The organism is Pinibacter aurantiacus (assembly GCF_019130065.1).
Lineage (GTDB): Bacteria > Bacteroidota > Bacteroidia > Chitinophagales > Chitinophagaceae > Pinibacter > Pinibacter aurantiacus.
Genome location: NZ_JAHSPG010000011.1, coordinates 97,347 through 111,221, shown reverse-complemented (window position 1 = coordinate 111,221; position 13,875 = coordinate 97,347). Strand labels below are relative to the sequence as shown.

The 13,875-nt window shown below is 43.6% G+C and carries 9 protein-coding genes; 4 read left to right on the top strand and 5 right to left on the bottom strand.

Annotated features, from left to right (window positions below; genetic code table 11):
* Nucleotides 1-40 precede the first annotated feature (40 nt).
* The 5 genes from map to KTO63_RS13825 form a co-directional block, all read right to left on the bottom strand.
* A complete protein-coding gene (gene map / locus KTO63_RS13845) occupies nucleotides 41-802 on the bottom strand; it encodes a type I methionyl aminopeptidase (RefSeq protein ID WP_217791921.1) in 762 nt (253 codons plus the stop codon).
* Nucleotides 803-1,039: 237 nt separating this feature from the next.
* Complete coding sequence (locus KTO63_RS13840; protein WP_217791920.1) at nucleotides 1,040-2,302, bottom strand: DUF4861 domain-containing protein; 1,263 nt, start codon at nucleotides 2,300-2,302, stop codon at nucleotides 1,040-1,042.
* A 307-nt stretch (nucleotides 2,303-2,609) separates the two neighbouring features.
* Nucleotides 2,610-3,977, bottom strand: a complete 1,368-nt coding sequence (gene glmM, locus KTO63_RS13835; RefSeq protein ID WP_217791919.1) for a phosphoglucosamine mutase — start codon at nucleotides 3,975-3,977, stop codon at nucleotides 2,610-2,612.
* A 95-nt stretch (nucleotides 3,978-4,072) separates the two neighbouring features.
* Complete coding sequence (locus KTO63_RS13830; protein ID WP_217791918.1) at nucleotides 4,073-4,990, bottom strand: sugar phosphate nucleotidyltransferase; 918 nt, start codon at nucleotides 4,988-4,990, stop codon at nucleotides 4,073-4,075.
* A gap of 7 nt (nucleotides 4,991-4,997) precedes the next feature.
* Nucleotides 4,998-6,296 carry a sugar MFS transporter gene (locus tag KTO63_RS13825; protein ID WP_217791917.1) on the bottom strand — a complete coding sequence of 433 codons (1,299 nt, stop codon included), beginning with the start codon at nucleotides 6,294-6,296 and terminating at the stop codon, nucleotides 4,998-5,000.
* Between the two features lie 214 nt (nucleotides 6,297-6,510).
* Between KTO63_RS13825 and KTO63_RS13820 the strand changes: the two genes are divergently transcribed.
* The 4 genes from KTO63_RS13820 to galB all read left to right on the top strand — a co-directional run bounded on the left by KTO63_RS13820 (nucleotide 6,511) and on the right by galB (nucleotide 13,863).
* Nucleotides 6,511-7,167: a carbohydrate-binding family 9-like protein gene (locus tag KTO63_RS13820; RefSeq protein WP_217791916.1), complete on the top strand. Its 657-nt coding sequence runs from the start codon at nucleotides 6,511-6,513 to the stop codon at nucleotides 7,165-7,167.
* 106 nt (nucleotides 7,168-7,273) lie between these two features.
* Nucleotides 7,274-8,821 (top strand): sulfatase family protein, encoded by a 1,548-nt coding sequence (locus tag KTO63_RS13815; protein ID WP_232373175.1) that lies wholly within the window; start codon nucleotides 7,274-7,276, stop codon nucleotides 8,819-8,821.
* A gap of 99 nt (nucleotides 8,822-8,920) precedes the next feature.
* Entirely contained in the window at nucleotides 8,921-11,086 is a 2,166-nt protein-coding gene (locus KTO63_RS13810; RefSeq protein ID WP_217791915.1) for a polysaccharide lyase 8 family protein, read from the top strand.
* Nucleotides 11,087-11,313: 227 nt separating this feature from the next.
* Nucleotides 11,314-13,863: a beta-galactosidase GalB gene (gene galB, locus KTO63_RS13805; protein ID WP_217791914.1), complete on the top strand. Its 2,550-nt coding sequence runs from the start codon at nucleotides 11,314-11,316 to the stop codon at nucleotides 13,861-13,863.
* Nucleotides 13,864-13,875: the final 12 nt, after the last annotated feature.

Genomic DNA, 13,875 nt, shown 5'->3' with positions numbered 1-13,875 from the left:
AAATATCATAAATGTGGGTTTAGGTTGTTGGCGTATAACATCAATTCCAAACACCATTCCCTTCCGTCAAAATAATCGGCTTGCCATCAGTCACCACAATTGTGTGCTCGTGTTGCGCCATAAAGCCGCCGTTGTTTCCAACCATTGTCCAGCCGTCGCTTAGTGTGTCCGCATAAGAGGAGGTAGTTGAAATAAATGTTTCAATTGCAACAACGGAGTTTTTTCTGAATCTTGTTTGATTGTACTTGTCTTTGTAATTGGCTATTTCACTTGGTGCTTCATGAAGGCTTCTGCCGATGCCATGACCGGTCAGGTTTTTGATCACCTTGAAGCCACGTTTTTTCGCTTCCGTTTCTATTAGGTGTCCCACCTCAGAAATGCGAACACCGCCCTTGATATTGTAAATCGCTTTATGTAAAATCTCTTTTGAAGCGTCCACCAATTTTTGATGTTGATGAATGTCTTTTCCAACCACAAACGAATTACCATTGTCTGACCAAAAGCCGTTGAGTTCTGCTGAAACGTCTATGTTGATCAAATCGCCTTCTTTCAGTATTCTGCTGGATGGAATGCCGTGACAAAACTCATTGTTCACACTTATGCAGGTCCAACCCGGAAAACCATAGGTTTCGTAAGGCGCGGACTTTGCACCGAATTCCGAAAGGATTTTTGCTCCATACTCGTCCAGTTGTTTCGTTGTCATGCCGGGCTGCGCATAGCTGCTCATTGCCTTCAAGGTGTGCGCAACCGCCTCGCTAACTTTTTGCATTCCGGTGAGTTCTTCTTCCTTGGTTATTGACATGGTTTCTTCTGTTTTGATTTACTTGTCCAGACGCCTCGAAAACGTCGTCTACTATCAAATATACGCAATAACCCCAAGCTGGCAGCCTGACCGGGTTAACCCGCAAAGGGCGCAAAGGTTGCGCAAAGGAATCGAAGAATGCACAAAAAACACCCTTCTTTTCTTTGCGCAATCTTTGCGCCCTTTGCGGTTAAATAAGCCCTAGCCCCTCCATTTTCAAATCTTCAGATCTTCAAATTATCTAATTTCAATTGGGCTTCCCATCATCTCCACCTCTTTGTTGAAAAAATCCCTTACGCCTTCCTTCGAAGAAAATGCAGTGTTCGTTTTTTCCCATAGAGCATAAAACCGGAATGAGAGCTTGCCGTTATTAACCGGTTGGCTAACGAGCCATGTATCCTTTATTTCACTTTGCAGCGAGTTGGCATTAGTCATAGAGGTGTGGCTGCTATTTGCCACGCTTACTGCAAGCGCTAGTTTGTCTTTATTCTCGCTTTGTGCACCGTAGGAATAATAAATGTTTTGACTGTTGATTCTAATACTTTCCGCATTGTTCTCGTAAAAGTCAGCCATGCCTGTTACCAGTTCATCTGTGGCGCTAAGTCCCGAAATGGTAACATCCGACTGATAAAAATATTGGCCCTTCCAAATGCTGGTGCGTTCAGTGATCGTGAAAGGTTTGTTGTTGATGACGCAAGAGTATGTCATGTCAAACATAGCACGTAAAGGACCATCACTTACCACATGGAATGTTTCCGATTTTACCATGCTACCACCAACCCTGATAAGTGTGTCGGCATTGGATGATGTTTTGGTGCGAATAGCCAAAGCGCCTGCGCCCAGCGACTTTCCAACGCGTAGAATATCCATTCCCCAATTTGAAAAATTATGGTAGCTGTTTTTGGGATTGGCGCCCACCGTGTCCATTACCATACCGCCAATTCGTTTGCCATAAATGTCTTTGCAATTTCTTGCATCGAAATATAACCTGAACGCAACTTTATCATTCTCCCATGCCGGTCCTTCTGTGAGATATGGCGGCAACGCAACTTTTGAAAAATCTGTCGGAGGATTGTTGAAAGGCATCGTATCCTTTAACACCAGCGGACCGAAACGCTGATCAGCGTTTTTATGTTTTTGTCTTACATGAGCAAAAACGGGTTGTTGGTAGTCCGGTAGATTTTTGGAAGCCTGCAGTTGGAGCTTAATGCTCTCTTTAGCTGCGAAAGAAACAATCAATACTGCCTCATCCCATTTGCCGTCGCCATCTACATCATCAAACTGTGCCGGAATTGTTTTGCCGTTCGCTGAAAAAGTCAAATAATCACCCGGCTGAAGATTCTTCACTTTTGATGCGAGTGTGCTTCTCGTAACTACGATCAGTTCATTTTCCCTCGTCAGAGCGCTTTTGTTTTTTAGTACAAGGAGGGCCGGAGGCAACGCAAATAAACTTGTTGTGGATACTGCCACCGCAAAGGATGCAAGGATTTTTTTTATCATGTTGGTCGACAACTGTTTTGGTAATTCGATGCTGTTAAGATAAGTAAGTTGTTTAAAATTATTTGATTGAAGTGAAGATTGTTATTGTAAAGCGCGAGGGATCTGAGTTGTAATGTAACAACAACAAGAAATATGAGAGATACCCAGACCCCTCGGGCCCGCCCAGGGATGCACGCTGGCAGTGCAAGAGTTTTTTTACCACTGAGTCACTAAGGGCACTAAGTTTCACTAAGAGATGTCCTTAGTGCGGCTTAGTGTCCTTAGTGACTTAGTGGTAATCTTAGAGACGCAAGCATCTTTGCTGGTATTAGAAAATATTCATCACATCGTTCGCGAATTGCTCCGCGGTTTCTTTCGTTGTGGCTTCTGTATAGATCCTTATGATCGGCTCGGTGTTCGATGCTCTTAAATGGATCCAGCCTTCTTCTAAATCTATCTTCAAACCGTCTTCTGTATTTATTTTTTCATCAGCATAAGCGGAGCGGACTTTTGCAAGAATGTCTGTAATTTGAACGTCGGCTGCAAGGTCCACTTTCTTTTTTGCCATGTGGTAATCAGGGAAGGTTTTGCGGAACGCAGATATTGTTCCTTCAAATTTTGCCAGCGCAGAAAGAAACAGCGCTACGCCCACCAACGCATCGCGACCATAATGGAGCTCCGGCAGAATGATGCCGCCGTTTCCTTCACCACCAATCACGGCGTTTACCTCTTTCATTTTCTTTACCACATTTACTTCGCCAACAGCAGCAGCATAATAATTGCAACCATGTTCACGTGTGACATCCCTTAATGCTCTTGAACTGCTTAAATTACTTACAGTGCTACCTTTTTTTAATTGAAGCACATAGTTTGCCACAGCCACCAAAGTATATTCTTCTCCAAAGAAAGTGCCGTCTTCGCAAACAAAGCAAAGCCTGTCTACATCAGGGTCTACAGAAATGCCAAAATCTGCATTATGCAATTTCACTGCTTCATACAGCTGCGTTAAATGCTCCGGAAGTGGTTCAGGATTGTGTGCAAAATTGCCCGTGATTTCACTATTGATGATGATGGCATTTTCTACTCCCAATGATTCCAATAGTTGCGGAATAGCTATTGCTCCCGTTGAATTGATAACATCTACCACCACTTTGAATTGCTTTTTCCCGATGGCAGCTTTGTCGACATAGTTTAATTTAAGGATTGACTCAACGTGTTTGTCAATCAGCCCATTTATTTGAAACGACTTGCCCAGTGTGTTTACGTTGGCAAATTCAAATCTTTCATTTGCTGCTTTCTCAAGAATGTTCAAACCATCTTCGGCACTAATAAATTCACCGTGATTATTGAGGAGTTTTAAAGCGTTCCATTGCATGGGATTATGGCTCGCTGTAATGATGATGCCGCCATCCGCTTGTTCCCACACTACAGCCATTTCAACGGTTGGCGTAGTGCTAAGCCCTGCATCCAGCACATCTATGCCAAGTCCAAGCAATGTATTCACTACAAGGTGGTTCACCATTGATCCGCTCATGCGCCCATCGCGGCCAACAACAACTTTTTTCCCTTTACCTTTTTCCAGCAACCATGATCCATAGGCTGCAGTAAATTTTACGATATCTACAGGCGTGAAGTTTACTCCCGGCTTTCCGCCGATCGTTCCCCTGATGCCTGAAATACTTTTTATGAGTGACATGATCCTTTCTTTGACCTCACCCCAACCCCTCTCCAAAGGAGAGGGGCTAGAACCCCGAAAGGGCAAGGAGTTTTAATTTATTATAATAATATTGTTTATTGCTCAAGTGTTTTTTCCGGCCACAGCGCAGCAGGGTAACAACGGCTTTCCACCAAGCTGTTGATGCACTCCTGCACAATCGGTTTGTCCTCTTTGTAGGTAACGCCAAACCATTTCTCTGAAGTAGTAACGGCTTTGATCTTACCTTGTCCGGTTTTAATGAATTCATCAGCAACAGAAGGAATGTAAAATTCCGATTTAGCTTCATTCATGTGTTGGCCAAGAAATGTATCAAACATCGATGACAAGAAATCAAAAACGTTAGGAGCGAAGCACCAGAAGTTCATTGACGCTTTGGCTTTTTCGCTGATCGGAAACAATCCGTCTGCTTCTTCAAATACTATTTGATCTGCCTGGCGAAATACTTTTGTTCTCTCTGTTACCGAAGTGATATTTCCATCAGCATTGATTTCGCAAATACCGCGACTTACAGGCCCATGGTCAGAAAGTGTGTTGGGCAATTCGTAGCAGATGTTTGCCCACAAATGGTTTGATGATTCTTTTGTTAAGAATGCATATGCTTTCTTAAACGCATCTTTTCCATAAAAATCATCAGCATTAATTACTGCAAATGGGCCCTTCACCTGTTCGCGGGTGCAAAGCACAGCATGGCCTGTTCCCCAGGGTTTTGTGCGGCTTGCAGGAATGCTATGATTTCCGGTAAATGAATCAAGCGTTTGATAAGCATAACGAATGGTGATGCGATCTGCAAAACGTGGTTCAAATATTTCTTTAAAATCTGCTTCAAATTCCTGGCGAATCACAAACACCACATTGGTGAAGCCCGCTTCAATGGCATCATAAATTGAGTAATCAATAATGCTTTCTCCGGCAGGGCCGAATTTGTCAATCTGTTTAAGACTTCCATATCTTGATGCCATACCCGCAGCAAGAACTACTAATGTTGTTTCCATTACTTTGTTAAGTGTATTGAGGTTCTAGTGTAAGTTGTTGTTTTTGACCTGTCTTATATCCCTTTACAGCATAGTAAAGAATGAACAAATAGCATGTGGCCATGAGTACAAAGAAGACAGCCTGGAAATGATACACCTCTTTGAGGCTTGCGAATATTTTAGGAATGATGGCACCGCCTGCAATTCCCATGATCAATATCGCCGATCCTTTCTCTGTAAATTTTCCAAGGCCATTGATGGCAAGTGGAAAAATGGCGGGCCACATGGTGGCATTTGCCAAGCCAAGCAGGGCAACAAAGAACACGGAAACGTATCCGCTGGTAACAAATGCTGCACCGCTAAAGCATATACCCAAAATGGCTGAGTATTTCAATGCCGTTTGTTGCGAAATATATTTTGGAATGGTAAACAAACCGATGAGGTAGCCCAACAACATCGCGGCCAATGTATAAGAAGTGAAATATTTTGTTTCTTCTGTTGAAATGTGAAATCCTTTGCCATAAGTGCCAATTGCGTCACCCGCCATTACCTCTACGCCTACATACACAAATATGCAAACGGCACCCAACCACAAATGAGGAAATTCAAAAAGGCTGCTTTTTTCTTTAGTACCGGCTTCAACAGTTTGCTTGTTTTGTACAGAAGACTTTACTTCAGGAAGAGATGAATATAATATCCAGATTGCGAGAATCAATAGCAATACGGACATGCACAAATAGGGCGTGTATATTTTTTGAGAAAAGTCATCCAGGATAATACTGCGTTGAGCTGCATCTGTAGTCGCTTTTACTTTGTCTTCAAGTGTTGTTACGCCTTTTAGAATAAGGCCACTGATCAACATTGGACTGATGATGCCTGCCACTTTATTACAAATGCCTACGATGCTGATTCGGCGTGCGGCGCTTTCAATGGGGCCAATGATGCTGAGGTATGGATTGGATGCGGTTTGCAGTAATGAAAGTCCCGAGCCGATCACGAATAGTCCTGTCAGCGACATTGGATAATTGCGATGCGTAGCAAACTGGCCAAAAATAAAAGTACCTATTGCCATTACAAGCAATCCGAGGCTCATGCCTTTCTTCATGCCTGTTTTTTCCAATATCCATGAGGAAGGAAGGGCCAGGAAGAAATAGGCCATATAAAAAGCAGTGGTAACCATGAATGCTTTTGAATCGGAGTCTAATTCAAAGGCAAGTTTTACATAAGTAATGAGTGGCCCGTTCAGCCACGTTACAAATCCAAATACAAAGAACAGCAATCCCATAATTGCCATCACATTAGCAGAGCCTGGTTGTTTATTTTGCATACATCGTTATTTTCCAACCTAAAGTAGTCATAAGCACGATAGCAAATCATATCAACCGTTTGCGCAATTTTTAAATAAAAGATAAGAGTATGTTTGATAGAGAGGCAGGAGTGGTAGTTATTGAAAAATACATTTCTGCCCCATTGCCAGTTAAGCTATTACCAAATTTATCAGCGGTTGCTTATTTGCATTTCGCTCAAAAAATGATGCTATTATGAATGTCACTCCGGTAAAAGAAAAAGTAAAAGCAAGCTTTCTTTCTGTTGATTTTAAACGGGAAGGGATAAGAGAAGTCGCGGAGATTATGAATGGAATAAGTCGACATACAATGAAGTTTGCACCGTGGAAAGAATATGCCTACATGCCGCATGTTTCTTTCTCCATTGGTTATTCAAATGATTATATTTTCCTGAAATATTTCGTGAAGGAAAAAGAGATAAGGGCCCAGGCAAATCAGCTGCAGGGCTCAGTTTGGGAAGATAGCTGTGTTGAGTTTTTTGTATCCTTTGATAGCGGTGAAAAAGGATATTACAATTTTGAATTCAACTGTTTTGGTAATTTTCTTGCTGCCTTTGGCCCCTCAAAAACTGAAAGGCAATTTTTGGAAAAGGAGGTGATGAAAAGCATCGTTACACACGCCAGTATTATTCATCATGAAGATGATGACATTCAGTGGGAACTGACGGCAGCCATTCCGGTTAGCAGTTTTGTTCATTCATCTATTAACGCGTTGCAAGGCACCAGCTGTAGGGCAAATTTTTACAAATGCGGAGATCTGTTAAGCGATCCGCATTTTGTGGCTTGGTCAAATATTGAATCGGCAGCGCCTAATTTTCATTTGCCGGAATATTTCGGCAGCGTTGAATTTTAATTGCTCTGGCAAAGCAGCTGCATCGAACTGGTTGCAATTGACTGTGATAAAATAGAACATCATTGTGTCCTTAAAAGGGCGCATTTTTATCTTTTGCTTAAAAAAAATGCTCATAAATTCACGTGGATTTGCAAAGTACCACCCAATACATACCGACATGCGCAAATATCTGATTGTTTGTTTCTTTAGTTTATGGGCACTCGCAGGCTTTGCACAGCGACCCAATGTAATCTTTATTTATGTAGATGATCTTGGCTACGGCGACCTGAGTTGCTATGGTGCTACAAAATTACACACGCCAAACCTCGACAGACTGGCTGCGCAGAGTGTACGGTTTACAAACGCTCACTCCACTTCTGCTACGTGTACACCTTCCCGTTATGCATTAATGACAGGGCAGTATCCCTGGCGCAGAACCGGCACCGCCATATTACCCGGCGATGCGGCGTTGATCGTTCCAACAAATACCACCACATTACCAAAGTTGTTTCAAAAGGCAGGTTATACCACAGGCATTGTGGGCAAATGGCATTTAGGGCTGGGAGATGCGGTGGCAAAAAATTGGAACGAAGAAATAAAACCGGGCCCGAATGAAGTGGGATTTGACTATTCATTTATTTTTCCTGCAACGGCTGACAGGGTACCATCGGTGTTTGTAGAAAATGGCAAGGTCGTGGCTTTGGACAAAGCTGACCCAATTGCGGTGGATTATAAAAAGCCTATAGGCAACGACCCTACAGGTAAAGAGCATCCTGAGTTGCTGAAAATGAAATCATCGCCCGGTCAGGGACATGATAACACCATCGTAAATGGCATTGGCCGCATTGGCTATATGAGTGGCGGCCACACAGCTCGCTGGACAGACGAAGAGATGCCCCTTACATTTTTGACTAAAGCAAAATCCTTCATAGATAACAATAAAAGCAAACCATTCTTTTTATACTATGCTTTAACCGAACCGCATGTTCCGCGTATGCCCAGCACCATGTTCAAAGGTAAGTCGGGCCTTGGTTTTAGAGGCGATGCCATTCTGCAACTGGATTGGGCTGTAGGAGAAATCATGCAACAAGTGACTGCTGCCGGTATTGCAAAAAATACCATCATCATCTTTAGCAGTGACAATGGGCCTGTGCTGGACGACGGCTATGTGGATGGCGCGGTAACGCAACTGAATGGCCATACACCATGGGGGCCTTTGAGAGGCGGTAAATACAGTGCTTTCGAAGCGGGCACACGCATACCTTTGCTTGTAAGCTGGCCTGGCAACGTTAAGCCTTCCGTTTCTGATGCGTTGGTTTGCCAGATCGATTTTATTGCTTCGTTTTCCAAATTGTTGCAACAACCATTGGCAGCATCCGAAGCGACAGATAGCCAAAACATGCTTAATGCATTGACAGGAAAAACCAAACAGGGGCGAAGCTGGCTCGTGCTCGACAGTGATACTTACGCTATCATCGAAGGCAACTGGAAATATATTGCTCCCAGCAATGGCGCCGCACTGAACAAGCTGACAAACACTGAGCTTGGCAACAATCCCAAAGCGCAATTGTATGATCTGAGTAATGACATCGGGGAAAAAAATAACCTCGCGGAAAAGCAACCGGAGACAGTGAAAGCGTTAGGTGAGCTACTGAAAAAAATACAAGGTTATTGAGTTGAAAATTGAAAGTTGAAAATTGAAAATGTGGGAACCTGACACCGCTGATGCATCACTGAATTAGAAACTCATCACTCAAAACTCACTACTTCTTCCATGTTGCAAAACATAAAAATATTAAAGACGGTCATTTTTATTTGTTGGGTATGTTGCCTGCAGCCGGCCTATAGCGGGCCGCTGCATGGTGGCATTTTTGAAAAAACATCTGAACGTTTGCCGGTTTTCGATACGATTATGAACAGAGTGTGGCAACAGACAAAAACAGGTGCTGCTTCATCAGCAACTATTTACAAGCTGATCAGAAGTATTCAGCCAACTGGTAAATGGAACGATGTTGACTACACCGACCGCACGATTGCAAAATGGAAACCTGCCGCTCATCTCGAACGTCTCCGTGTTTTAGTAAATGCATATACCGCAGAAGGAGCAGTGTATGGTGACAGTCTTTTCAATGCTATTCAGCACGCGTTTGAATATTGGTACAGTGCAGACCCCAAAAGCGCGAACTGGTGGCACAATGAAATAGGCACTCCGCAGAATCTCGGCGAACTATTGATAGGCATGCGCTATGCAAAACAACAATTGCCGCAAAGCCTTGAAGACTCACTGATACAGCGGATGAAACGTGGCGATGTTTTCAAGCAAACAGGCGCCAATAAAACAGATGTTGCCCTGCATTATTTCTATCGTGCATTGCTAACGTCGGATACTGCATTGTTTTCACTGGCCGTGAGCCAGATTTTTGAACCGCTGACACTCGTGCATTACAAAGAAGGTTTGCAATATGATTTTTCGTACCTGCAACATGGCCCGCAATTGCAAATATCAAGCTATGGCAATGTATTTCTCACGGGCATTGTGGGCATGGCGTATTATGTGCATGGCACCATCTATGCATTGGATGAAAGCAGGCTTGCGTTGTTGTCTGGTTATTATCGTAACACTTATTTAAAAGCGATACGCGGAGCCTGGTCGGATTTTAATATCGAAGGCCGCGGAATCAGTCGCAAAAATGCATTGTACAAGCATGGCGAAGAGAAGCGTCTTGCGCTTATGAACGAAATCGATCCTTTACATAGTGAAGACTGGAACGCGGCAGCACAAAGAACATCAGGAGTTAAATCTGCATCGTTCGATGTAAAAGCATTCGACAGATACTTTTGGATAGCTGACTACACCATTCACTCGCGGCCTCAATATTCTTTCAATGTAAGAATGGTGAGCACAAGAACAAAAAGATGTGAAACAGGTAACCTCGAAAATTTATTGGGAAAATATTTGTCAGACGGCTCTACCAACATACAAAGAAGCGGGTTGGAATATTATAACATCATGCCCGTTTGGGAATGGGACAAAATTCCCGGCGTTACTTCAAGAGACTATGTCAATGACCGCCCAACAATTGTTCAGTGGGGAGAGCAGGGTAGCACTGCATTTGCCGGAGGTGTAAGTGATGGCGCGTATACAGCATCCGCTTATATGCAGCAGTACGACAGTGTGCAATTAAAAAAATCATGGTTTCTTTTTGATCGCGAAATTGTTTGCCTGGGCGCAGGTATTCGCAGCGAGGCTGATGAGCCGGTTACTACAACGGTTAATCAGTGCTGGCTTCGCGGAGATATTTTTACAAGTGATAAAAAACAAAAAGCATTGAAGAAAGAGCCGGTTATCATTTCTTCAAAAGAAGCTGCCTGGGTTTGGCACGATAGCATTGGCTATTACTTTCCCCAGGGCGGTGACATGCGTATTTCAAGTGCTGCGCAAACGGGCAATTGGAGCAGGATCAATAATTCGTTTGCTGATGAACCGCTAAGTGAAAAAGTGTTCAAGCTTTGGTTTAATCACGGTGCGAAGCCAATCAATGCCTCGTACAGTTACATTGTGTTGCCCGCCGTGAATAATGTGGCAGAGATGAAAGAATACAATGGCAAACAAATTCATGTTATTGCCAACAACGATTCAATGCAGGCTGTGCAACATGTAGGTTTGGGTGTAATTCAAATTGTTTTTTACAAAGCAGGGAAAATTCAAGTTGCAGGATTTTCTTTTAGTGTAGATAAACCTTGCATCACCATGATAAGAAATGCAGGTCAGTCAAATGCGACTATTTATGTTGCTGACCCAACACAGTCAGAAGCTGCAGTCAACATTACGGTGCAAAATATTAAAACAGGAAAACAAAAAAAACTGCATGTGGATTTGCCGGTAAAAGAAATGGCAGGATCAACTGTGTCTGCTACCTTTAGTAACGACATCAACTAACATAGGGCAGGCCACCGGAACACAAAAATTTAGTATAGGATGATGACAAACTAATGCAGAATAGTGATAAGGAGAGAATAGAAAAAGTACTGTAGAAGACTGCCCTGCCTTTACCAGAGCGGATTGAAACCATTGGTGACCTGTTGCCATCCGCTTACCAATACGTTGTGTCAACACCAATCTCCCGTAGATTATAATTATCATTGTAGTAAAATTTATTGCTTGTTATGAAATGCCGTTTTTTTACCATTTCGTTGTTTTCTGTCTTTTCTATCCATTTTTTATATGGCATCAACACTGCGGTTGCGCAAAAGCCCATTGGTAGAATGGGTGCAACAAATGCTATTTTGTTTGACGATGCCTGGCAGTTTTCGCGTTTTGGATTGCAGGCAGATGGTACCAAAAAGGACGAGCCGTCAGGGCTGGAATCTGTTTCATACAATGATGCCGGCTGGCAAAAAGTAGATCTTCCGCACGACTGGGCCATTACAGGTCCTTTCCGAATTGAATTGGACGGATCAACCGGAAAACTTCCATGGAAAGGAATTGGCTGGTACCGCAAACATTTTACTGTTCCCGCGGCTGATGCAGGCAAAAAAGTTTTTATAGATTTTGATGGAGCGATGGCCTATGCTAAAATATGGCTGAACGGGCATTATATCGGCACGTGGCCATATGGCTATACCTCATTTCGCATGGACCTTACGCCTTATCTCTTGCCCGGTAAAGAAAACGTGATCGCCGTGAGGCTCGATACAGAAAGCTGGGACTCGCGCTGGTATCCCGGTGCGGGCATTTACCGCCACGTATGGCTCGTAAAAACCAATCCTGTACACGTAGCTAACTGGGGCACTTATATTACCACTCCTGAAGTTAATGACAAGGCAGCAATGGTTAATCTCGCAGTAACCGTTGCCAACGAGTCTCAAAAGCAACAACAGGCAAGTGTGCGCACAGTTGTGTATGAACTGGACTCGTTCAATCGTTATAACAACAAGATCATATCTTCTACGTCTTCAAATATTGCTTTAAATGCAGGCGATGAAAAAGACATCGCATCACAGTTAACAGTAGCAAACCCTAAAAGATGGAGCCTGGAAAAGCCTCAGCGGTATGTTGCCATCACCACGATAAGTGTTGCCGGAAAAACCGTAGATACATACACCACACCATTTGGAATCAGAACCCTTGAGTTTACGGCCCGCAACGGGTTTTTGCTAAATGGCAAAAGGGTAGAGATACAGGGAACCTGCAACCATCATGATCTTGGGGCACTTGGCGCTGCGTTCAATTTAAGCGCATTGACAAGGCAGTTGGTCATGCTAAAAGATATGGGTTGTAATGCCTTGCGCACATCACACAATCCTCCTGCTCCTGAATTACTGGAGATGGCAGATAAAATGGGTTTCCTTGTTTGGGATGAAGCATTTGATGCATGGAAAAAAGGGAAACGTAAAAATGATTACAATAAACTCTTTGACGAATGGCATGAGAAAGACCTCAACGCACTTGTTCGTCGCGATCGTAACCACCCTTCCGTATTTATCTGGTCCATTGGTAACGAAGTAATGGAACAACAGAATGTTGAACTTACCAAACACCTCGTGGATATCGTGCATAAAACTGATCCTACAAGGCCTGTTTCCAATGGCTACAACGATCCGGATGGTGGCCGTAAGTCTGGTGCCGCAGTAGCGCTTGACATCATGGGCGTGAATTATTTCTTCAGCCAGCAACCGGTGTGGGATGCTGATCCACGTTATGCCAACAAGCCAACGATTGGCAGTGAAACATCTTCCTGCATCAGCTCCCGCGGTGAGTATTTTTTTGGTGGCAACGATTATCAAAACTGGCAGATATCTTCCTATGATCATGCGGAACCGGGCTGGGGATGTTCGCCTGATCAGCAATTCAGGACGAATGCAAAATTCCCTCACTTGCTGGGAGAATTTGTATGGACAGGCTTTGATTATCTTGGTGAGCCCACTCCTTATAATTCAGATGAAACCAACCTTTTGAATTTCCGCACCGATGCTACGAAGAAAGCGGAACTCGAAGCAGAACTGGAAAAGATCCGCAAAAAAAATCCGCCTTCCAGGAGCAGTTATTTCGGCATTATAGATCTTGCAGGTTTTCCTAAAGATCGTTTCTATAGTTATCAGTCGCACTGGCGGCCGTCTTTGCCGGTTGCGCATATTTTCCCTCACTGGAACTGGCAGGAAAGAATTGACTCCATTGTGCCCGTAAACGTGTACACTTCAGGCGATGAAGCGGAGTTGTTTTTAAACGGCAAGAGTCTTGGAAGAAAGAAGAAAACAGAAGGAGAAGATTTTCGTCTCGTGTGGAATGATGTAAAATATGTGCCGGGCGAATTGAAAGTGATTTGTTATAAGGACGGTAAGCAATGGGCTACAGATATAGTGAAAACCACTGGTGACGCGGCAAAGCTGGCGCTTCAGCCAGATCGCAAACAAATAAAAAATGACGGAACTGATCTGGCCTTTATTACACTAAAGGTTCAGGATGCAGCAGGAATGACAGTGCCGCGTTCTCATCCTGTCGTTACATTCGACATTGAAGGACCGGGAGAGATAGTAGCCACAGACAACGGCGATGCGACCAGTTTTGTTTCGTTCCAAAGCCACGAGCGGCCAGCGTATAACGGGATGGCATTGGTAATAGTGAAAGCTAAGAAAGGCCAGGCAGGAACAATCAAGGTAAATGCAAAGGGAGCAGGGCTCACGACGGCAACTACATTGATAACTGCAAAGAATTAGATCTGAGAATAA